Source organism: Vibrio sp. GJ43-1, assembly GCF_055808835.1.
The window spans coordinates 794,723-816,652 of sequence record NZ_CM147884.1 but is presented as its reverse complement, the minus strand read 5'-3'; the positions used below and the strand labels follow the sequence as shown (position 1 = coordinate 816,652).

Annotated in this window: 12 protein-coding genes, 4 tRNA genes, 3 rRNA genes, 2 pseudogenes and 1 other annotated feature; of the genes and pseudogenes, 7 read left to right on the top strand and 14 right to left on the bottom strand. The window is 45.0% G+C overall.

Annotated features, from left to right (window positions below):
* The first annotated feature begins 1 nt into the window (after position 1).
* On the top strand, positions 2–256 hold the full coding sequence (locus AC0L66_RS03885; RefSeq protein WP_265676108.1) for a YfhL family 4Fe-4S dicluster ferredoxin: 255 nt from the start codon (positions 2–4) through the stop codon (positions 254–256).
* A gap of 31 nt (positions 257–287) precedes the next feature.
* Here the strand turns inward: AC0L66_RS03885 and AC0L66_RS03880 are convergent, their stop codons facing one another.
* The 11 genes from AC0L66_RS03880 to rluD all read right to left on the bottom strand — a co-directional run bounded on the left by AC0L66_RS03880 (position 288) and on the right by rluD (position 11,578).
* Positions 288–596: a hypothetical protein gene (locus AC0L66_RS03880; protein ID WP_265676109.1), complete on the bottom strand. Its 309-nt coding sequence runs from the start codon at positions 594–596 to the stop codon at positions 288–290.
* 526 nt (positions 597–1,122) lie between these two features.
* Positions 1,123–1,199, bottom strand: a tRNA-Trp gene (locus tag AC0L66_RS03875).
* Positions 1,200–1,235: 36 nt separating this feature from the next.
* A tRNA-Asp gene (locus AC0L66_RS03870) sits at positions 1,236–1,312 on the bottom strand.
* Between the two features lie 58 nt (positions 1,313–1,370).
* Positions 1,371–1,486, bottom strand: a 5S ribosomal RNA gene (rrf, locus tag AC0L66_RS03865).
* A gap of 132 nt (positions 1,487–1,618) precedes the next feature.
* Positions 1,619–4,507 (bottom strand): 23S ribosomal RNA (locus tag AC0L66_RS03860).
* A 317-nt stretch (positions 4,508–4,824) separates the two neighbouring features.
* A tRNA-Ala gene (locus AC0L66_RS03855) sits at positions 4,825–4,900 on the bottom strand.
* A gap of 39 nt (positions 4,901–4,939) precedes the next feature.
* Positions 4,940–5,016, bottom strand: a tRNA-Ile gene (locus AC0L66_RS03850).
* A gap of 67 nt (positions 5,017–5,083) precedes the next feature.
* Positions 5,084–6,640: ribosomal RNA gene (locus AC0L66_RS03845) — 16S ribosomal RNA — on the bottom strand.
* The 16S, 23S and 5S rRNA genes sit together here with 4 tRNA genes alongside, the layout of an rRNA operon.
* A 574-nt stretch (positions 6,641–7,214) precedes the next feature.
* Positions 7,215–9,788 carry an ATP-dependent chaperone ClpB gene (gene clpB / locus AC0L66_RS03840; protein ID WP_473568434.1) on the bottom strand — a complete coding sequence of 858 codons (2,574 nt, stop codon included), beginning with the start codon at positions 9,786–9,788 and terminating at the stop codon, positions 7,215–7,217.
* Between the two features lie 84 nt (positions 9,789–9,872).
* Positions 9,873–10,601 (bottom strand): peptidoglycan editing factor PgeF, encoded by a 729-nt coding sequence (gene pgeF, locus AC0L66_RS03835; RefSeq protein WP_473568432.1) that lies wholly within the window; start codon positions 10,599–10,601, stop codon positions 9,873–9,875.
* Positions 10,601–11,578: a 23S rRNA pseudouridine(1911/1915/1917) synthase RluD gene (rluD, locus tag AC0L66_RS03830; protein ID WP_265676376.1), complete on the bottom strand. Its 978-nt coding sequence runs from the start codon at positions 11,576–11,578 to the stop codon at positions 10,601–10,603. Before rluD ends, pgeF begins: the two co-directional genes overlap by 1 nt.
* A gap of 132 nt (positions 11,579–11,710) precedes the next feature.
* On the opposite strand from rluD, the pseudogene bamD reads away from it, so the two are divergent.
* The 4 genes and pseudogenes from bamD (at position 11,711) to pheA (ending at position 16,076) form a co-directional block, all read left to right on the top strand.
* A pseudogene (gene bamD / locus AC0L66_RS03825) lies at positions 11,711–12,436 on the top strand (outer membrane protein assembly factor BamD).
* Positions 12,437–12,569: 133 nt separating this feature from the next.
* On the top strand, positions 12,570–14,012 hold the full coding sequence (locus AC0L66_RS03820) for an MltF family protein (RefSeq protein WP_473568430.1): 1,443 nt from the start codon (positions 12,570–12,572) through the stop codon (positions 14,010–14,012).
* Between the two features lie 304 nt (positions 14,013–14,316).
* On the top strand, positions 14,317–14,655 hold the full coding sequence (hpf, locus tag AC0L66_RS03815; RefSeq protein WP_250617550.1) for a ribosome hibernation-promoting factor, HPF/YfiA family: 339 nt from the start codon (positions 14,317–14,319) through the stop codon (positions 14,653–14,655).
* A gap of 106 nt (positions 14,656–14,761) precedes the next feature.
* Positions 14,762–14,883: a sequence feature (Phe leader region), on the top strand.
* 11 nt (positions 14,884–14,894) lie between these two features.
* Positions 14,895–16,076, top strand: a complete 1,182-nt coding sequence (pheA, locus tag AC0L66_RS03810; protein WP_473568429.1) for a prephenate dehydratase — start codon at positions 14,895–14,897, stop codon at positions 16,074–16,076.
* 59 nt (positions 16,077–16,135) lie between these two features.
* Here the strand turns inward: pheA and AC0L66_RS03805 are convergent, their stop codons facing one another.
* Entirely contained in the window at positions 16,136–16,795 is a 660-nt protein-coding gene (locus AC0L66_RS03805; RefSeq protein WP_265676379.1) for a YiaD family glycine zipper/OmpA-like lipoprotein, read from the bottom strand.
* Positions 16,796–16,980: 185 nt separating this feature from the next.
* On the opposite strand from AC0L66_RS03805, the pseudogene yjjX reads away from it, so the two are divergent.
* Positions 16,981–17,513: pseudogene (gene yjjX / locus AC0L66_RS03800) on the top strand (inosine/xanthosine triphosphatase).
* Between the two features lie 48 nt (positions 17,514–17,561).
* Here yjjX and trpR read toward each other — a convergent pair.
* Both trpR and AC0L66_RS03790 read right to left on the bottom strand, forming a co-directional pair.
* A complete protein-coding gene (gene trpR, locus AC0L66_RS03795; RefSeq protein WP_473568427.1) occupies positions 17,562–17,828 on the bottom strand; it encodes a trp operon repressor in 267 nt (88 codons plus the stop codon).
* 71 nt (positions 17,829–17,899) lie between these two features.
* Positions 17,900–19,843, bottom strand: coding sequence for a transglycosylase SLT domain-containing protein (locus tag AC0L66_RS03790; protein ID WP_473568425.1), 1,944 nt, complete (start codon positions 19,841–19,843; stop codon positions 17,900–17,902).
* Positions 19,844–20,147: 304 nt separating this feature from the next.
* Here AC0L66_RS03790 and ettA point away from each other — a divergent pair, with 304 nt between their 5' ends.
* On the top strand, positions 20,148–21,815 hold the full coding sequence (gene ettA / locus AC0L66_RS03785; protein WP_265676388.1) for an energy-dependent translational throttle protein EttA: 1,668 nt from the start codon (positions 20,148–20,150) through the stop codon (positions 21,813–21,815).
* Positions 21,816–21,930: the final 115 nt, after the last annotated feature.

The window sequence follows — 21,930 nt, the reverse complement described above, 5'->3', positions numbered from 1 at the left end:
TATGGCTCTGTTAATTACAGGAAAATGCATTAACTGCGACATGTGTGACCCAGAGTGTCCGAATGAAGCAATCGCGATGGGAGCAGAGATCTATGAAATCGATCCAGCCCTATGTACCGAATGTAAAGGCCATTACGATAAGCCTACATGCCAATCGGTCTGTCCTATAACTAACTGCATCATCACTGATCCCAATAACGTGGAAACAGAAGATGAACTTTTAGAGAAGTTTGTCATTATTCAAGGCATGGCCTAAAGAAAGAAGCCTCCTGTTTGGAGGCTTCTTTTTATCCTGATTTTTCAATGGGAAACACATTACAATACAGCTCTTTTTCGTATTGTATTTCAAGTTTTTTACGCCAGTTTTCGGCAGAGTTAACAGGGATTAAATAAAACTTCTCTCTACTGGTATCAGTAACAAAGGCGATACCATGCTGCATCAATTCGTAGTGAATATCATTGATAAATCCCAAAGTGAACCCTTGACGGCCTGAAAGCTGATTAATGTCTTCTCTCGTCAAGATCACTCCCTCTTTTTCTGAAGAAAACCTCTCCCTCAGCCAACGGGAAAATTGCCGTGCTGAAATCATAGTCATAACGGTATTCCTTACCTAAACTCTAAAAGGCTTGCGCCAAAGAAAAGCAGTAGAGTAGCCTAAACCGTGACAGAAAGGTCAATAACAAACAACTAATCCACTGAATTACTGATAAATATAGTCAAGCAAAAGTCACTTCTCCAGTCCCAAAAATGAGAGGACTGACATTCATTTATTTGTGACAACTATCTATAAAGATAAACTAGGAAGGAGTTCGTCAGGGTCAAGTTTGCATTTACAATTAATGGTATACATTGATAAATATGACTATTTATCAATGAGATACAGACTTACCAAATAGCACAATACCAATGTGATACAAGTGCTATATACTATCAAACCGTAAATAGCATGCTAGGACTAACGTTTAAAGACGGAAAAACAGAAGGAGTTCGGATCTAAATCAGAGCCTTTGAATATGGCAGAGGTGGAGAAACTCGACCGGGTTGGTGACTCAGATCCCAGCACATCGCTTTGAAAAAGTGAAAACGAAAAAGGCTCCGACCTAAGTCAGAGCCTTTGAATATGGCAGGGGTGGAGAGATTCGAACTCCCAACACGCGGATTTGGAATCCGCTGCTCTGCCAATTGGAGCTACACCCCTGTAGTTGTTTTTAAGACTTAACTTTGTCTAAATAAGTGGCGGAGTGGACGGGACTCGAACCCGCGACCCCCGGCGTGACAAGTCGGTATTCTAACCAACTGAACTACCACTCCGCAGTGGCTCTATCTAAAGTCTTACCTAAGTTGTGCTTCAAATAGATGTCTGTTCAAAGCCTGGCGATGTCCTACTCTCACATGGGGAAACCCCACACTACCATCGGCGCTACTGCATTTCACTTCTGAGTTCGGCATGGGATCAGGTGGGTCTGCAACGCTATGGTCGCCAAGCAAATTCTTCTTTTACTTTCAGCTTTTCATAAAAACTGAAGGCAAAATTAATCTGGAAAGCTTAATAAAAATTCTTAATACACATTCAATTATGTTCTTGCTTTGAGTCCATCAAAACCCTTTGGGTGTTGTATGGTTAAGCCTCACGGGCAATTAGTACAGGTTAGCTCAATGCCTCGCAGCACTTACACACCCTGCCTATCAACGTTCTAGTCTTGAACAACCCTTTAGGACACTTAAAGTGCCAGGGAAGACTCATCTCAGGGCTCGCTTCCCGCTTAGATGCTTTCAGCGGTTATCGATTCCGAACTTAGCTACCGGGCAATGCCATTGGCATGACAACCCGAACACCAGAGGTTCGTCCACTCCGGTCCTCTCGTACTAGGAGCAGCCCCCTTCAATCTTCCAACGCCCACGGCAGATAGGGACCGAACTGTCTCACGACGTTCTAAACCCAGCTCGCGTACCACTTTAAATGGCGAACAGCCATACCCTTGGGACCGACTTCAGCCCCAGGATGTGATGAGCCGACATCGAGGTGCCAAACACCGCCGTCGATATGAACTCTTGGGCGGTATCAGCCTGTTATCCCCGGAGTACCTTTTATCCGTTGAGCGATGGCCCTTCCATTCAGAACCACCGGATCACTATGACCTACTTTCGTACCTGCTCGAATTGTCATTCTCGCAGTCAAGCGGGCTTATGCCATTGCACTAACCACACGATGTCCAACCGTGTTTAGCCCACCTTCGTGCTCCTCCGTTACTCTTTGGGAGGAGACCGCCCCAGTCAAACTACCCACCAGGCACTGTCCGCAATCCCGATTAGGGACCAACGTTAGAACATCAAGCATACAAGGGTGGTATTTCAAGATTGCCTCCACACACACTAGCGTGCATGCTTCAAAGGCTCCCACCTATCCTACACATGTAGGGTCAATGTTCAGTGCCAAGCTGTAGTAAAGGTTCACGGGGTCTTTCCGTCTAGCCGCGGGTACACTGCATCTTCACAGCGATTTCAATTTCACTGAGTCTCGGGTGGAGACAGCGTGGCCATCATTACGCCATTCGTGCAGGTCGGAACTTACCCGACAAGGAATTTCGCTACCTTAGGACCGTTATAGTTACGGCCGCCGTTTACCGGGGCTTCGATCAAGAGCTTCGACCTAAGTCTAACCCCATCAATTAACCTTCCGGCACCGGGCAGGCGTCACACCGTATACGTCATCTTACGATTTTGCACAGTGCTGTGTTTTTAATAAACAGTTGCAGCCACCTGGTATCTGCGACTCCTAGTAGCTCCATCCGCAAGGGACTTCACCGCCAAGAGCGTACCTTCTCCCGAAGTTACGGTACCATTTTGCCTAGTTCCTTCACCCGAGTTCTCTCAAGCGCCTTGGTATTCTCTACCCGACCACCTGTGTCGGTTTGGGGTACGATTTCTTATAATCTGAAGCTTAGAGGCTTTTCCTGGAAGCATGGCATCAATGACTTCACTACCGTAGTAGCTCGACATCGTATCTCAGCGTTAGTAGTGGTCCGGATTTACCTAAACCACCCGCCTACGTACTTGAACCTGGACAACCATCGCCAGGCCCACCTAGCCTTCTCCGTCCCCCCATCGCAATTATAAGAAGTACGGGAATATTAACCCGTTTCCCATCGACTACGCCTTTCGGCCTCGCCTTAGGGGTCGACTTACCCTGCCCCGATTAACGTTGGACAGGAACCCTTGGTCTTCCGGCGAGGAGGTTTTTCACCCCCTTTATCGTTACTCATGTCAGCATTCGCACTTCTGATACCTCCAGCAGACCTTACAGTCCACCTTCAACGGCTTACAGAACGCTCCCCTACCCAATATGATAAATCATATTGCCGCAGCTTCGGTGTATAGCTTAGCCCCGTTACATCTTCCGCGCAGGCCGACTCGACTAGTGAGCTATTACGCTTTCTTTAAATGATGGCTGCTTCTAAGCCAACATCCTAGCTGTCTAAGCCTTCCCACATCGTTTCCCACTTAGCTATACTTTGGGACCTTAGCTGGCGGTCTGGGTTGTTTCCCTCTCCACGACGGACGTTAGCACCCGCCGTGTGTCTCCCGGATATTACTTACTGGTATTCGGAGTTTGCAAAGGGTTGGTAAGTCGGGATGACCCCTAGCCTTAACAGTGCTCTACCCCCAGTAGTATTCGTCCGAGGCGCTACCTAAATAGCTTTCGGGGAGAACCAGCTATCTCCAGGTTTGATTGGCCTTTCACCCCTAGCCACAAGTCATCCGCTAATTTTTCAACATTAGTCGGTTCGGTCCTCCAGTTGATGTTACTCAACCTTCAACCTGCCCATGGCTAGATCACCTGGTTTCGGGTCTATATCCAGAGACTGAACGCCCAGTTAAGACTCGGTTTCCCTACGGCTCCCCTAAACGGTTAACCTTGCCACTGAATATAAGTCGCTGACCCATTATACAAAAGGTACGCAGTCACCCAACAAGTGGGCTCCTACTGCTTGTACGTACACGGTTTCAGGTTCTATTTCACTCCCCTCACAGGGGTTCTTTTCGCCTTTCCCTCACGGTACTGGTTCACTATCGGTCAGTCAGTAGTATTTAGCCTTGGAGGATGGTCCCCCCATATTCAAACAGGATATCACGTGTCCCGCCTTACTCGTTTTCACTGATTATGATGTGTCGGTTACGGGGCTATCACCCTTTACTGCGGCACTTTCCAGAGCCTTCACCTGCATCATTAAAAGCTTAAGGGCTAATCCAATTTCGCTCGCCGCTACTTTCGGAATCTCGGTTGATTTCTCTTCCTCGGGGTACTTAGATGTTTCAGTTCCCCCGGTTTGCCTCATTAACCTATGTATTCAGTTAATGATACGTGCTTATGCACGTGGGTTTCCCCATTCGGAAATCCCAGACTCACAGGTTATTACTACCTAATCTGGGCTTATCGCAAGTTATTACGTCCTTCATCGCCTCTGACTGCCAAGGCATCCACCGTGTACGCTTAGTCACTTAACCATACAACCCCAAAAGGTCTTATGTATGGCAAACAACCAAAGTCGCTATCTCATTATTTGAATGAGCGAGATAGCATTCGATTTTGCCGGACTCAAATATAAACGTCACAACCGAAGTTGTGCTGTTTCCAAGAACACTTGAATGTGTGTTGGTACCTACATCTTAAAGACATAGGATTTGAGAACTTTTATTTGAACAACATTAAATCAAATGTTGTTCGTCAGCTTTCCAAATTGTTAAAGAGCATGTGTTACTTAAACAGTAACCATTTTTAAATACTTTCAAGAGACTTTCTATTTAAAGAAAATACTTAAAGATGGTGGAGCTATGCGGGATCGAACCGCAGACCTCCTGCGTGCAAGGCAGGCGCTCTCCCAGCTGAGCTATAGCCCCATCTGTGTCGATATCGTACCGTATCTCCAAAGGAGATAGTGGTGGGTCTGAGTGGACTTGAACCACCGACCTCCCGCTTATCAGGCGAGCGCTCTAACCAGCTGAGCTACAGACCCAATATCGTCTCTTTTACTTTATAAACCTAATCAATCTGTGTGAACACTCATCAAGATAATCTTCGTATAAGGAGGTGATCCAGCCCCAGGTTCCCCTAGGGCTACCTTGTTACGACTTCACCCCAGTCATGAACCACAAAGTGGTGAGCGTCCTCCCGAAGGTTAAACTACCCACTTCTTTTGCAGCCCACTCCCATGGTGTGACGGGCGGTGTGTACAAGGCCCGGGAACGTATTCACCGTGGCATTCTGATCCACGATTACTAGCGATTCCGACTTCATGGAGTCGAGTTGCAGACTCCAATCCGGACTACGACGCACTTTTTGGGATTCGCTCACTATCGCTAGCTTGCTGCCCTCTGTATGCGCCATTGTAGCACGTGTGTAGCCCTACTCGTAAGGGCCATGATGACTTGACGTCGTCCCCACCTTCCTCCGGTTTATCACAAGCTGCAGTCTCCCTGGAGTTCCCACCATTATGTGCTGGCAAACAAGGATAAGGGTTGCGCTCGTTGCGGGACTTAACCCAACATTTCACAACACGAGCTGACGACAGCCATGCAGCACCTGTCTTAGAGTTCCCGAAGGCACACCTGCGTCTCCGCTGGCTTCTCTAGATGTCAAGAGTAGGTAAGGTTCTTCGCGTTGCATCGAATTAAACCACATGCTCCACCGCTTGTGCGGGCCCCCGTCAATTCATTTGAGTTTTAATCTTGCGACCGTACTCCCCAGGCGGTCTACTTAACGCGTTAGCTCCGAAAGCCACGGCTCAAGGCCACAACCTCCAAGTAGACATCGTTTACGGCGTGGACTACCAGGGTATCTAATCCTGTTTGCTCCCCACGCTTTCGCATCTGAGTGTCAGTATCTGTCCAGGGGGCCGCCTTCGCCACTGGTATTCCTTCAGATCTCTACGCATTTCACCGCTACACCTGAAATTCTACCCCCCTCTACAGTACTCTAGTCCGCCAGTTTCAAATGCAGTTCCGAGGTTGAGCCTCGGGCTTTCACATCTGACTTAACGAACCACCTGCATGCGCTTTACGCCCAGTAATTCCGATTAACGCTCGCACCCTCCGTATTACCGCGGCTGCTGGCACGGAGTTAAGCCGGTGCTTCTTCTGCAGCTAACGTCAAATCCATACGCTATTAACGTATGAACCTTCCTCACTGCTGAAAGTACTTTACAACCCGAAGGCCTTCTTCATACACGCGGCATGGCTGCATCAGGCTTGCGCCCATTGTGCAATATTCCCCACTGCTGCCTCCCGTAGGAGTCTGGACCGTGTCTCAGTTCCAGTGTGGCTGATCATCCTCTCAGACCAGCTAGGGATCGTCGCCTTGGTGAGCCATTACCTCACCAACTAGCTAATCCCACCTGGGCATATCCTGACGCGAGAGGCCCGAAGGTCCCCCTCTTTGGCCCGAAGGCATTATGCGGTATTAGCCATCGTTTCCAATGGTTATCCCCCACATCAGGGCAATTTCCCAGGCATTACTCACCCGTCCGCCGCTCGACGCCCAACAAATCACCCGAAGGGTCAATGTTGTCGTTTCCGCTCGACTTGCATGTGTTAGGCCTGCCGCCAGCGTTCAATCTGAGCCATGATCAAACTCTTCAATTTAAGATTTTGTCGGCTCAATGAATACTGACTTCAAAACTGTCCCTTACTTAAAAAGTAAGAAGTAATTTTAAAGCTATTATCGTTCCAACAGAACGATAATGAATTTTGACTGTGTGACAGTAAGCGAGCTTACTACCCTTAGGTCACGTGTTCATTGAAAACCATTTTACTTCCGAAGAAGTGGTTCGTTTCTGCTTTGCAGCAGAAGCAAACATAATGATTATCATCAACAAGTGTCCACACAGATTGATATAGGTCTATATTGTTAAAGAGCTTGTTTCGAGGCTTGCTCAAAACGGACGGCCATTTTAGCTAGATAAGCTTCAGTGTCAAACACTTTTTAAAACTTATTTTGCTAAGCTCATTGAGCTTGATAGCCTTCTGATTCGTTATTGGTTTTTGTTGAACCTTTCCCGTCTCAGTGGGGTCGCATTATAGGGAAGGATTCCGTCTTGGCAAGTACTAAATTAAGCAAAAATGCACATTAGCGCTCGTTCGCACACAATTCCACCAAGTCGTCTATTTAAAATACAAAAAGGGAGCTAAAGCTCCCTTTTTGACGATTTAGAGTGAGTTATTGACTAGCAATGACATTATCATTACTCACGACCAGCCTCACTGGCTTCGATGGGTCGAGCTTTCCGGCAAGAATTTCTTTCGCCAGTGGGTTCTCAACACTTTGCTGTATCGCCCTTTTTAATGGTCTCGCCCCATATACGGGGTCAAAACCAACCTTAGCAATAAACTCGAGCGCTTGTTTTGAAACTGAAAGCTGATAGCCACTGTCTTCCATTCTCTGCGCTAGACGCTGTAATTGTATTGCTGCGATAGATTCAATATGCTTCGCTCCCAACGGATGGAATACAACACTCTCATCTACTCGATTTAAAAATTCGGGTTTGAAGTGTGATGTCACGACTTCCATAACCTCTCTTTTGATCCCTTCATAATCCAGGACAGCAAAGTTTTCTTGTATTCGAGAGGAACCAAGGTTCGAAGTCATAATCACGACGGTGTTACGAAAATCGACCGTACGCCCCTGTCCATCAGTCAAACGACCATCATCTAATACCTGAAGTAATATATTAAACACATCTGGGTGTGCTTTCTCTACCTCATCAAGCAAGATTACCGAATAAGGTTTTCTACGAACAGCCTCCGTCAGATAACCTCCTTCTTCATAACCAACATAACCTGGAGGTGCGCCGACCAAACGAGCAACAGAATGTTTTTCCATAAACTCAGACATATCGATTCTCACCATTGCATCTTCACTATCAAACATAAAGTTCGCCAGTGTTTTACAAAGTTCAGTTTTACCTACGCCTGTTGGACCAAGAAAAAGGAATGAACCTATTGGTTTGTTAGGATCAGATAGACCCGCTCGGCTGCGTCGGATAGCATCTGAGACAACCTCAACCGCTTCTGCCTGCCCTATGACTCGCTTATGCAGCACTTCTTCCATCCGCAATAGCTTATCCTTTTCTGCTTCCAACATTTTGGAAACTGGGATCCCAGTCTGTTTGGACAGTACTTCAGCTATCTCAGCGTCAGTCACTTTATTTCGCAATAGACTCATTTCTTGCATTTCAGCTTGGGTCGCTAAGTCAAGTTGCTTTTCCAGCTCAGGAATACGCCCATACTGAAGTTCGGACATTCTATTTAAGTCACCAGCACGACGGGCAACGTCCATATCCATTCGAGCTTGTTCTAATTCTGTTTTTATATGCTGCGTACCCGATAAGGCTGCCTTCTCAGCATTCCAGACTTCATCAAGTTCAGCGTATTCACGCTCTTTCGTTACTAATTCACTATTAAGAATGACTAAACGCTTTTCACTCGCCTCATCCTGTTCATTCTTAAGGGCTTGCTGTTCAATTTTCAGCTGAATAATTCTGCGTTCTAATTTATCTAAAGATTCCGGCTTTGAATCTATTTGTAATCGAATGCTCGATGCAGCTTCATCGATCAGGTCAATCGCTTTATCTGGTAATTGTCTATCGGTAATATAGCGGTGTGATAGACTCGCCGCCGCAACAATTGCCGGGTCCGTAATCTCTACGTGATGATGTAGTTCATATCTTTCTTTCAAACCACGTAAGATCGCAACGGTATCTTCAACAGAAGGTTCATCAACGATAACTTTTTGAAAGCGACGCTCTAGCGCAGCATCTTTCTCAATATATTTACGATACTCATCTAATGTCGTTGCCCCTACACAGTGTAAGTCACCTCGGGCAAGTGCAGGTTTTAACATATTCCCTGCATCCATCGCCCCTTCACCTTTACCTGCACCAACCATGGTATGCAGTTCATCAATGAACAGAATAATATTGCCTTCTTCTTTGGCAAGCTCATTCAGTACCGACTTCAAACGCTCTTCAAATTCTCCACGGTACTTGGCACCCGCGATAAGCGATCCCATATCAAGAGAAAGCACGCGGCGCCCTCGTAACCCTTCTGGTACTTCATTATTAATAATGCGTTGGGCAAGTCCCTCGACAATGGCCGTCTTCCCCACACCAGGTTCACCAATAATCACGGGATTATTCTTAGTTCGGCGCTGTAAGACTTGAATCGTACGACGAATTTCATCATCACGACCAATAACGGGATCAAGCTTGCCCTGTTCAGCTCGCTCAGTCAGATCAATAGTGAACTTTTCTAATGCTTGTCGCTTTTCTTCTGCATTAGGGTCATCAACTTTCTGACCGCCTCTAATTTGTTCAATAGCTTGATTAATTTTCGCTTCAGATAGGCCCATTTGTTTCAATAATTGCCCTAAGGGTCCTTTATCATCAATGGCAGCCAACAAGAATATTTCTGATGAGATATAAGTATCTTGACGCTTTTGCGTCACCTTATCGCACAGATTGAAGAGTTGTCCCATTGCACTAGACAACTGAACATCGCCGCCGACGCCTGTCACTTTAGGTAACTTATCTAATAGCTCAGCTAATTTTGAACGTAACTGAACCACGTCTACATTAAGCATGGTTAGCAGGGGACGAATTGAACTGCCCTCTTGGTTAAGCAAGGCAACCATTAAGTGAACAGGTTCGATATATTGGTGATCTCTCCCTAGCGCGAGAGATTGAGCATCAGAAATAGCGGTTTGGAATTTGCTAGTAAAACGGTCAAGGCGCATAGCAACCCCCTCAAATGACATACGACGTTATATGAAATTAAGATGGTTACACGGCAGGCATTTTTCAAGATTAAGAGATAAAAATCAGCGATTGATCCAAACAAAGCTCGCCATTCGGCCCGTTTGACCATCACGACGATAGGAAAAGAAACGTTTAGGATCAGCATACGTGCATAAACCACTTTGCGTAATATCCATCACTCCTGCTCGTTCTAATTTGAGTTGGGCAATAAATGCAAGGTCAGCTAGCCACTTGCCCGGCTCTTGCTTCGCTTGAAACGCAAGCTCAAATCTAGTGTCTAGTCGACAAAACACATTCTTGACATCGTCTCCGACCTCAAAAGCATCACGACTAATCGCTGGACCAATCCAAGCTTGAATATCTCCGGCGAAGCAATCTATCGCATTTTCAACAATACCATCAGCCAACCCCCGCCATCCTGCATGAACAGCAGCAATCTCATCTCCGTCTTTGGAAGCAAGCAGTATGGGTAAACAATCCGCTGTCATTGCAGATAGCACAACATTAGGCTGGCGAGTAAAAGCCGCATCCGCGTCAATCACGTCATTCGTAGAGGAGGTAATAATGGCGACAGTTGTCGAATGGGTTTGATTTAGCCAGATAGGTGAAGAAGGCATACTTGCCCTCTCCATTAGCTTTTGACGGTTCATCATCACATCTGATGCACAGTCACCAACATGGGTACCGATATTCAATCCATCAAAAGGGGCTTTCGAAACCCCTTCCTCTCGCGTTGACGTCACGGAAGTGATGGAAGGATGAGTGACCCAAGTTGGTTGAAGCGTGGACACTAGTAGTCGTCCTCTTCCTTATTAAGCTTGGCATCTTGTCTCAATGCTTCTGTCATGACGACCATATCTTGAGGGATTGGCGCATGGAACTCCATCTCCTCTCCAGAAACTGGGTGAGCAAACCTCAACATCACAGCGTGTAGTGCTTGTCTATCAAACGCACGAATCATCGTCGTTAACTCTTCACTTGCTCCTCTAGGAATACGCGCACGACCGCCATAAGCCGTGTCGCCTAACAATGGATGTTGCAAGTAAGACATGTGTACACGGATCTGGTGAGTACGCCCAGTTTCCAAGCGTAGACGAAGTCTCGTATGCTCTCGGAAGTGCTCTGCAACTCGGTAGTGAGTGACCGCGGGTTTACCCAGTTCATTCACTGCCATTAGCACTCGCTTGGTCGCATGACGGCTAATGCCTTTATCGACCATGCCACCTGCCGTCATTTTACCGATCGCGATCGCTTCATATTCACGGGTAATATTACGCTTTTGTAGCGCTCTTACTAAGCGTGTTTGTGCTGGCACCGTTTTCGCGACAACCATAAGACCCGTTGTATCTTTATCCAAGCGATGGACAATACCCGCTCGCGGAACTTCAGCGATCGCCGGAAAATGATGCAATAGTGCATTCAATACCGTGCCGTCTGGAGTACCAGCTCCTGGGTGAACAACGAAATCTCTTGGCTTATTGATCACAATGATGTCATCATCTTCAAACACGATGTCTAGAGGAATGTCTTGCGCAATAAAACGCTCTTCATCTTCTAGTTCAGCTTGAATTGTGATCGATTCTCCGCCCATTACACGAGTACGCGGCTTGGTGATAACCTCTCCGTCTACGGAGATTTTTCCCTCAAGTAACCACTCTTTTAAGCGTGAGCGAGAAAAATCTGTGAATAATTCAGCAACAGCTTGGTCTAATCTTTGACCTAACTGGCTGTCTTTTATTGTATTTGTTAATTCAATCTGCTGAGCCATATCGAACTTTTTAAAAAACCTTGGGACTAAGTAACCACTAGTGTGGATAATGTATCCCAACATTGTATCTGTTACTTGAGTGAAAAGTAATGGAGACTGACAAATATTTACGTCAAGGAATCTCGTTTTAGTATGAAACTGCTTAAACTGACAAGCTTACTTTCCCTAGCTTTGCTGTTTGGTTGTGCTGACAAAGAAGTCACCGTTCCAGATGTCCCACCATCACAACTGTACTCAGAAGCACAAGAATCACTACAAGGTGGTAATTGGACTTCAGCTATTGAGCGTTTGGAAGCGCTAGATTCTCGCTACCCTTTTGGCGCTTATACTGAACAAGTTCAGCTTGATCTCATTTATGCTTACTACAAAAATGATGACTTAGCTTTGGGCTTAGCGACCATAGAGCGATTTTCTCGATTAAATCCAACACATAATCGTTCAGACTGGGTACTGTACATGCGAGGTTTAACTCACATGGCCCAAGACCGAAACTTTATGCATGATATTTTCAAGATCGATCGCTCAGATCGAGATCCTGAGCCAGTTAAAGCTGCCTTTTCTGATTTCGACCGCCTACTAAAACGCTACCCAAATAGTGCTTACGCTGAAGACTCACAAAAACGCCTAGTGGCTCTAAAGAACCGCTTAGCGAATTATGACCTCGCTACCGCTGATTTTTATCTGCGTCGCGAAGCATGGATCGCAGCGATCAATCGCTACTAAGAAATACAAAAGACCTTTCCAGACACAGAGGCCGCGAGAAAATCTCTCACCATTCAAAAGAAAGCCTATGAAAAGTTAGGAATGGAAGATCAAGTTAAGCGCACCGAAACATTAATGGAACTCAATCCCGAGTAAACACTGAGTCAAATCTACGCTTAAACAAAAACATAAAAAAACGCTGTCCATTGGACAGCGTTTTTTTATGTCATAAATTGGAAAAATATCGTTTTCATTTATATATTTATCTTTAACACAGTAGTAACAAGGATTGTATGTGAAAACATTTATATTATGCTTGATGATGGCTTTCACTAGCTTTCCATCAGTTGCACTGGAACTCACTCCCCTATCTAACGACCCCTATACTGGCGATCTGGATAGCCTCACTAAACGTGGCGTGTTGCGAGTACTTGTCGCTGCTGATCTTGGCTTTTACTATATCGACAAAGGGCAACCCAAAGGCATCGGTGCAGAGCAGCTGTATCACTTCGAGAAACAACTCAAAAAGAAATATCGCCATTTAAAAGTACAAGTTATTCCCGTGCCTCGCGACGATCTCATTCCATCACTCGTCCGAGGTTACGGTGATCTCATCATAGCTAACTTAACCGTTACCAGCCGTAGAGAAGATGTCATTCAATTCAGTAACCCAATACTTACTGATATCAATGAATTGATTATTACCTCTGAAGACTACCCTAATCTCAGCTCGATTGAGGCATTAAGCGGCAAAGAAGTGTGGGTAAGGGCAAGTTCAAGCTATTTTGAAAGTCTTCAAACACTCAACAAAAAATTGACCGACAACAACCTGCCGCCTGTTTTTGTTCAATATTTAGAAGAAACACTGCAAGACTATGAGCTCATTGAAATGATAAAGCAGGGCTATATTGGAGCGACGATTCTAGATAGCCATAAAGCCGAGTTTTGGCGTAAAACGTTCAAGGATTTAAATATACATACCGACATGCCATTGCGAAGTAACGGTAAAATAGCTTGGGCAATGAGAAAAGAGTCACCGCAACTCGCCAAACAGGTGAATGCTTATATCAAAACAGCAAAAGGAGGCACCTTGCTTGGTAATGTTATCTATAACAAATATTTAGACAACACCTCATGGTTTGCAAGAGCGCTCGATCCTAAGTCGCTTGAGCGGTTAAACGGCATGACTGACCTATTTAAGAAATACGCAGACAAATATGAATTCGATTTTCTCATGATTGCGGCGCAAGCTTTTCAAGAATCAAAACTCGACCAAAGCAAAGTCTCCCCAAAAGGTGCCGTCGGCATCATGCAAGTCCTCCCGAGTACGGCGAGAGATAGAAACGTTAACATCAAGAATATCAACAAAATCGATAACAACGTTCATGCAGGGGTGAAGTACCTAAGATTTATTCGCGATCGCTATTTTAATGATGATGCCATCAGTGAGGACGACAAAGTCTATTTGTCGCTTGCCGCCTACAACGCAGGGCCTGGCAATATTTCAAAAATGAGACGTCTGGCAACAAAGCATGGCTACGATGCAAACAAGTGGTTTGGTAACGTTGAGTTAATGGCAAGGCGTAACATCAGTTCAGAACCTGTCACCTATGTGATGAATATCAACCGTTACTTCGTTATCTACAAGCAACTTGAGTCGTTAAAAGAGATCCGGCAAGAACAACAAGCTAAAAATAGTGATATTTCGTTTTATAAGATGCTGAATGACTGAAAAGGGGGAGAGTGCGTGACTTAAATCACACTTTCGTGTCGTGCACTTTTTGTGCGGCGGGATTTTCAGGTCGTAACAATGCCCCAAAAACAGTGGATTTTTAGCGTATTACTCTTTCAAATTTAATGAATTTTCGAATAAAGGGAAGCCTTTTTAACACGATTCCATTCGATTTTTTGCGATAGATCACATTTAATTCTCATTGAATAATGCCCTGTTACTTTAGTGATCTATATCACATTTTTTTACTATTGAATGAGTAATCTGGAGTTAACCCATAAGGGATGTCACAGAGGAAACGCATATGAGAGTAAACATTACTGGCAAAAATATTGAGATAACCTCTGCAATCCGTGAACACATTGAAAGTAAGTTTAAAAAACTTGAGAAGTGGCAAGTTGATATCATTAGTTGCCAAACCGCTTTCAGTGAAGAGCCGAACAAACAAATGAAATTTGAAGCTGCGATAACGGTACCCAAAGGCAAACTTGTCGCTTCCGCTTCTCATGAAGATCTCTACACAGCAGTCAATGAAGTTGAACAGAAGCTAGAACGACAACTGAATAAATTAAGACATAAGCCTGAAGCACGTCGTTCGGAAAAACTTGAATTCGAAGAAGAGATTGAAGCTGAAGTCGAATAACGACCACAATTCTTTCTATAGCGCCTAAGGGCGCTATTTTTTTGCTTGACGGTCTATGCCTGCTTCCCTATTGTGTGGTTGGGTTCAATAAAAAGTAATTTGAAATGTTATACACACCTCCGTTCCTTTTTGACTTCTTTTTCCTCCAATAAACTTGGGGGCATCGTCGTTTACGAAAGAAAAGTCAAAAACGAACGGAAAGCCTCCCAAAAGGGAGGCTTTTTTATAAGGATAATTCGATGACCGATACTAAATATTCTCTTGATGAGATTCGACTACGTCTTAATGAACTAGACGACCAATTACTGCAACTTCTCTCTGAACGCCGCAGGTTCAGTATAGAGGTGGCCAAGAGTAAGGTAGAAACATCGAAGCCAGTACGAGATGCCTCTAGAGAGCAACAACTGCTCGTCAAACTCATCAATAACGGTAAAGACAAATACCAACTCGATGCGCCTTATATTACTAAGATTTTTCACACTATCATTGAAGATTCCGTTTTATTACAGCAAAACTACTTACAGAACTTAGCCAACCCACAACAAAGCCGGAAGCCACTTGCTCGCGTTGCGTTCCTTGGTTCAAAAGGGTCATACTCTCACTTAGCAAGCCGAGAGTTCTTTTCTCGTAAAAATACCGAACTGATAGAGCTAAACTGCGATCAGTTTAAAGAAGTCATAAAAACCGTAGAATCAGGTCATGCGGATTACGGCGTGCTACCCATTGAAAATACCAGTTCAGGCTCTATCAACGAAGTGTTTGATTTACTTCAACACACGACATTGCATATTGTTGGCGAGCTGACTCAACCTATCGACCACTGTTTGGTGGCGACTAAAGATATACAACTAGAGAAAATCAAAACACTCTACTCACACCCTCAGCCGCACCAGCAATGCAGTGAATTCTTAAGCCGACTTTCTGGCGTTGTTCTCGAATCATGTGCAAGTACCGCCGATGCGATGCAGAAAGTACAAGAATTAGCTCGTGATGACGTTGCAGCCATTGGGCATGCATCCAGTGGTAAGCTTTATGGTCTACAATCCATTCAAAGTGATATTGCCAACCAAACAGAGAATCATACCCGTTTCATTATTGTTGCAAGAAAGCCTGTCGAAGTTTCTACGCAGATCCCAGCAAAAACGACCTTCATTATGTCGACCTCGCAAGAAGCTGCTCTGTTAGTGGAAACATTGCTCGTGCTGCAACGCTACGACATTAATATGACGAAGCTGGAATCTCGCCCTATTATGGGTAACCCGTGGGAGGAGATGTTTTATGTGGATGTTGAAGCGCATAAAGACTCAGAATCGATGCAACTTGCCACTCAAGAGCTAATCAAAATCACTAAGTATCTAAAAGTGTTAGGTTGTTACCCCATCGACAACGTGAAACCTGTCATTCCCGATTTAAACGCATAAAAACAAAGCCCCAGTCATCACACTGGGGCTTTGTTTATATTTATTATCATCGCGTTATATTAACTCAACGGCATGATTTTTATCTCTACGCGGCGGTTACACTTTCGCCCTTCAGAAGTAGAATTAGAGCAAATTGGGAATCGCTCACCATTACCTCGAGCAACCGCTCGGCCTGCTGCTACATTTTGGCTAACCAAAAACGAGCGCACTTGCTCAGCTCGCTTCTCTGAGAGCTCTTGATTGTACTGTGCATTGCCCGAGCTATCGGTAAACCCATCGATAACAAGACTGGTATCTGGATATTCGACTAACACTCGAGCAACACCTTTTAATGTACTGTTTATGCTGTTATTCAATGCATAAGAGTTGCTATTGAAGCCGATTCCATTTTCCAACCTAAGTATCAGTTGATTATCGCCTGTTCGCTCGACTTGAACGCCGGAGTTAAGCAGTTCTTGCCTTAAAGCTTTTTCTTGTTGGTCAAAGTAGTACCCCGCACCACCCCCAATAGCAGCACCACTTGCAGCTCCGAGCAAAATACCTCGACTGTCGCCACCAGAGGCAATTCCTACTGCAGTACCTGCTATAGCACCGATCACCGCACCTTTTGTTGCGGAATTTGTTTCGTATTCTCCTGTTGTTGCATTTTGTCGCTGCGTAGCCTGACACCCAACTAAAGTCACTAAACCAGCCACTACCACTACTTTTTTAATTTTCATTTCCATTATCTCTTGTCATTACGTTCGCAACAAATAGAACGACGTACTATATATTATTATTTTCCTTTAATGAACCTCTTCGAGTTCACTTTTAGGGTAACCCCGCTGGAATAAATTAATGACATAAACAAGGAAAATTTACGTTAGAATTGAGTTTGTTAACTAGAAAAATGGAATTCAATATCATGAAAAAAGTCGTCATCGCGTCACTCAATCCAGCAAAAATCAATGCGGTAAAAAGTGCTTTCGACGCTGCTTTTCCAGGCTTAGCTTTCAATTTTCAAGGTATTCGTGTCCCAAGTAACGTCTCCGAACAGCCTATGAATAACGACGAGACACTATTAGGGGCATGCAATCGAGTAAGCAATGCCCGCCATGCGGTAGAAGATGGACATTTTTATGTTGGGATTGAAGCAGGATTAGATGCTGACTCTACTTTTGCATGGATGGTCATCGAATCAAATGGCAAGGTAGGAAAATACGAAGCGCAAGCTTAATGCTACCACCAAGTGTAATCGCACAGCTTGCGCCAGATATTGAGTTGGGAGATGTCATGGATTCAACGTTTGGAACAAAAAATATCAAACAGAAAGGCGGGGCAATTGCCTTGCTCACCAATCATCAATTAACTCGCAGTTCCGTTTATCACCAAGCTCTTATTCTTGCCCTGATCCCCTTCATGAATCCAAACCACTTCCCAAGTACTTCAGGAGGATAAGTACCTCAGGAAACGACGTTTCGCTTCACTATTTGAGCAGTAAATCGCTCAGTGACACTTTTTAGCGTCGCTTAAGCGTTTTACTTCAGCGGAGCCACGTGTAATTGTGGCGACGCCTACTCCAAGCATTTGACTGATCTGTCGCTGAGACAACTCACCTTTGAGTAGCTCACATAAAATGTTTACCCTCGCGGTCACAGCTTCTCTTTCGTCGGGAGTCAGGAGCATGGTCATTAATGCCGCCTGTTGCTCTGGACCATCGGTTCGTTGAATCAAATCCAGCACTTGTTGCCAGTCTTGGTATTGAGGTTCCATTCACTTTTCCATCAGAAACGTTCCAGTGAGTATTCTACCCTTAAGCACCTAAACATTGGTAGCCTAGTCGTCTAGTATCGACGATTCAGTTCATCCGGCGTTAAAAAATCCCCGCTAACACCGAGCCGATCTCGATAATAGGTTTGAAACATCAGGATATTTTGGACATAACCACGAGTTTCCTTAAATGGAATGGTTTCAATAAAGGCAAACACATCAAGTTGTTCATCCGAGCGCTGACGCCAACGTTTTACTCGGTTTGGTCCGGCATTATAAGCGGCAAAAGCAAAGATACGATTATCCTCATAATTGCCTAATAGTTCATTTAAGTAGTGAGAACCAATCTGAATATTTTTCCCCACGCGATAGAGCTCTTGGCTATTTTTATAAGGAATCTTATGTTTCTTAGCGGTATATTTTGCCGTTGCTGGCATGATTTGCATCACCCCGCGAGCCCCTACGGGAGAACGGGCTTCTACATCCATTGCGCTTTCCTGTCTTGCTAAAGACATCAGCATAACGCTGTCCATATTGAGCTCTTTCGCATAAAAATCAAACCACCAGCGATGGGCGAGTGGAAAACGTAAGTTCATGGTATCCCACATTTTTGCTGAAATCGTTGCCACTACCGTAAAATGATGCCAGCGTTGCTGCCCAGCATAAGCTGCCAACATTGTTTTTTCTTCTTTAGAGACACGGGACAGCAAGTAGCGCCATTCGGATTTTGCGGCAGCAATCTTATCCCTATCAATTAATTCTCCAATACGAATCAAGCTTGTTTTATATAGCGAAAGCGTCTCCATATCGATGACAACTTGAGAAATTGGATACACGATGGAGTGCTGCAAATAGATCGCTGCCGCTGCACTATAAAAATTCCGTTCGCCAACCAAGCCCTGCAAGCGTTGCTCACCGCCCGATGGGTTCCCTAACGCAATTTCTGTACGCGCCAACCAATACTGCCAGCGGCTGCTCTGCTTTTTCGCCTCAGACAACCTTGCTATCCAAGCCGAGAGCCCTTGCCAATCTACCTCCTGAATCGCAAGACGCGCTCGTCGTTCGATATTGGTGTCATTGACACTTTTCACTAGCACTGAATCACGCCATTTCGCTTCCGATGGCGACTCAGTATTAATGAAACGCATCGCCAAATATTCCGCCATAGATTGCTTTGAATCCGCAGACATGTTGCTGTTCGACTCAAGGCTTGGCCATAAAGAATAGGCTTGCTCACTATCAGAGCGAGCGAGTTTACGAAAGGCGGCTTCAATCAATCGCGCTTTATATGGCGCGGGGAAGGACTCATTAATGAACGATGTCACCGTTTTAGGAGAGGCAAATAAAGAGGCGACTTGCTTACCCTGTGATTTTCCAGTACTCGTTTTAAGCTGTTTATTGAGATATTTGATCAGCGAACCATTACGTGACTGGTAGGCATACGTCATGCGTTCAATGATATGTTCATCGGCTCGAAAGCCCGCTTTATTCCATGCTGAAAATAGAGGATCACACGCATCAGAGACACTCTCACCACTCTTCCACAGCTTCTCCGCGCCTTTGTACGCCGCTTCCTTATTACCCGTCTTTAGCTGAGCAACATGATAAAGACACTGGTATCGCTCGCCATTTGGATACGTAGTTTGAAACTCAAGTAGTTCACGCCAACGCTTCTGCTGAGCTAATCTGTCCAGGTAAGGGGCTCGAATACGGTAAGAAAATGGAAACGACTGATTACTCTCGATAAATGTATTGACCTGAGCGACCGACTTATCCTTCAACTGTAACGAAAACACTCGATTATCGATATAGGGTGTTAATGGATAATCAGCAATTAGTGGCCGCAATGCTTGATAGCCAGCGATGTCATTTTTATCTATTAGCGCTTGCGCTTTATCGTAGACCTCTCGCTGCTTAAGCCGTGATTTGTCCTCACCTTGTGCCTGAGCCAGGCTTGTCCCTAATAGACACGACAACAGCGCTGTCCATAGCAAGCAACGATTTCCTTGTTTATTCATCTAACCTTATCCCTTTGAAGTGCTGGTAACCCGACCACTACAAACATTATTGTTATTATTTTTCCGCTCTTGCTACACGCATATAAGATACGGTTAATCTTCAATTTAAGACGATTACTCGGCTTATGCCAATCTCTTTCTCATTAAGAATTTGTTTCTTTTTGCTTCATAGCTGTAGATTTCGAGCGATTCGACTCATCAGTACCAAAATGAGTTCATGTTGCTAGCCAAGGAAAATTGAAAGGTAGTGACTGCGTGGTGTAAAATACAGGTTCTATTGACTGAATATTAGGAACGATCGGTAATGGCTGAATACGTCTATACCATGTCGCGAGTGAGCAAAATTGTGCCACCGAAACGACAAATACTTAAAGACATTTCTTTGAGCTTCTTCCCTGGCGCTAAGATTGGTGTTTTGGGCCTCAACGGTTCGGGTAAATCGACTTTACTTCGTATCATGGCCGGTCTTGATACCGATATCGACGGTGAAGCTCGTCCACAGCCAGGACTGAATGTGGGCTATCTGCCACAAGAACCTAAGTTAGACGAATCAAAAACGGTACGTGAAATCGTCGAAGAAGCGGTATCGGATGTTGCGGACGCAATGAAACGTCTTGATGCGGTCTACGCCGCCTACGCCGAACCGGATGCAGACTTTGATGCTCTAGCAAAAGAGCAAGGTGAACTTGAAGCCCTCATTCAAGCGAAAGACGGTCACAACCTAGACAATACATTAGAGCGAGCTGCCGATGCATTGCGTTTGCCAGAGTGGGACGCGAAAGTAGAGTTTCTATCCGGTGGTGAGCGCCGCCGTGTGGCCATCTGTCGCCTGCTTTTAGAAAAACCTGACATGCTCCTTCTCGACGAACCAACCAACCACTTGGACGCAGAGTCTGTTGCTTGGCTAGAGCGCTTCCTTGTTGACTATACAGGTACCGTCGTAGCGATTACCCACGACCGTTATTTCCTAGACAATGCCGCGGGTTGGATTCTTGAACTTGACCGTGGCGAAGGTATTCCTTGGGAAGGTAACTATACGTCTTGGCTAGAGCAAAAAGATGCGCGTCTTCAACAAGAAGCGTCGCAAGAAAAAGCTCGTCAAAAAACCATTGAAAAAGAACTTGAATGGGTTCGTCAAAACCCTAAAGGCCGCCAAGCGAAATCAAAAGCGCGTATGGCTCGCTTCGAAGAACTGCAAAGTGGTGACCACCAAAAACGTAACGAAACCAATGAGCTCTTTATCCCACCAGGCGAACGTCTTGGTGACAAAGTACTGGATGTAACTAACCTAACCAAGTCGTTCGATGGCCGTGTACTGATTGACGACTTATCCTTTAGCATCCCTAAAGGGGCAATCGTCGGTATCATTGGTGCCAACGGTGCAGGTAAATCAACACTCTTCAAAATGCTAAGTGGAACAGAGCAGCCAGACTCTGGCACCATTGAGCTTGGCGATACCGTGAAACTAGCATCAGTTGAACAGTTCCGTGATTCAATGAATGACAAGAACACGGTATTCCAAGAGATCTCCGAAGGTTCAGATATCATTAAGATCAATAACTTTGAAATCCAAGCTCGAGCTTACTGCTCTCGCTTTAACTTCAAAGGTTCTGATCAACAAAAGATCATCGGTGAACTGTCTGGTGGTGAGCGTAACCGTGTTCACCTAGCAAAACTGCTTAAAGCTGGTGGCAACATGTTGCTACTCGATGAACCAACCAATGACCTCGATGTTGAAACGCTACGCGCACTTGAAGAAGCTCTGCTTGAGTTCCCAGGCTGTGCCATGGTTATCTCGCACGACCGTTGGTTCTTAGACCGTATTGCGACTCATATCATCGACTATCGTGATGAAGGTCAAGTGAACTTCTATGAAGGTAACTATACCGAATACATGGACTGGCTGAAGAAAACACTGGGTCCACAAGCTGCAGAACCACACCGTATTAAATATAAGCGTATCTCAAAATAGTCATTCGAATTTGAGATAAACTTGTGTTTTAACGTCAGGCCGCTAATAATAGCGGCCTGTTTTTTTGTGATTTGCCTTCCTTTTTGGTCAGAATTTACGAAAAAATCAATAAATT

Coding starts and splice junctions, on each gene's coding strand:
- AC0L66_RS03805 (WP_265676379.1), bottom strand. CDS start 16,795: ATGAAAATTAAAAAAGTAGTGGTAGTGGCTGGTTTAGTGACTTTAGTT.
- AC0L66_RS03790 (WP_473568425.1), bottom strand. CDS start 19,843: ATGAATAAACAAGGAAATCGTTGCTTGCTATGGACAGCGCTGTTGTCG.
- AC0L66_RS03885 (WP_265676108.1), top strand. CDS start 2: ATGGCTCTGTTAATTACAGGAAAATGCATTAACTGCGACATGTGTGAC.
- clpB (WP_473568434.1), bottom strand. CDS start 9,788: ATGCGCCTTGACCGTTTTACTAGCAAATTCCAAACCGCTATTTCTGAT.
- ettA (WP_265676388.1), top strand. CDS start 20,148: ATGGCTGAATACGTCTATACCATGTCGCGAGTGAGCAAAATTGTGCCA.
- AC0L66_RS03880 (WP_265676109.1), bottom strand. CDS start 596: ATGACTATGATTTCAGCACGGCAATTTTCCCGTTGGCTGAGGGAGAGG.
- trpR (WP_473568427.1), bottom strand. CDS start 17,828: ATGGAACCTCAATACCAAGACTGGCAACAAGTGCTGGATTTGATTCAA.
- hpf (WP_250617550.1), top strand. CDS start 14,317: ATGAGAGTAAACATTACTGGCAAAAATATTGAGATAACCTCTGCAATC.
- rluD (WP_265676376.1), bottom strand. CDS start 11,578: ATGGCTCAGCAGATTGAATTAACAAATACAATAAAAGACAGCCAGTTA.
- pheA (WP_473568429.1), top strand. CDS start 14,895: ATGACCGATACTAAATATTCTCTTGATGAGATTCGACTACGTCTTAAT.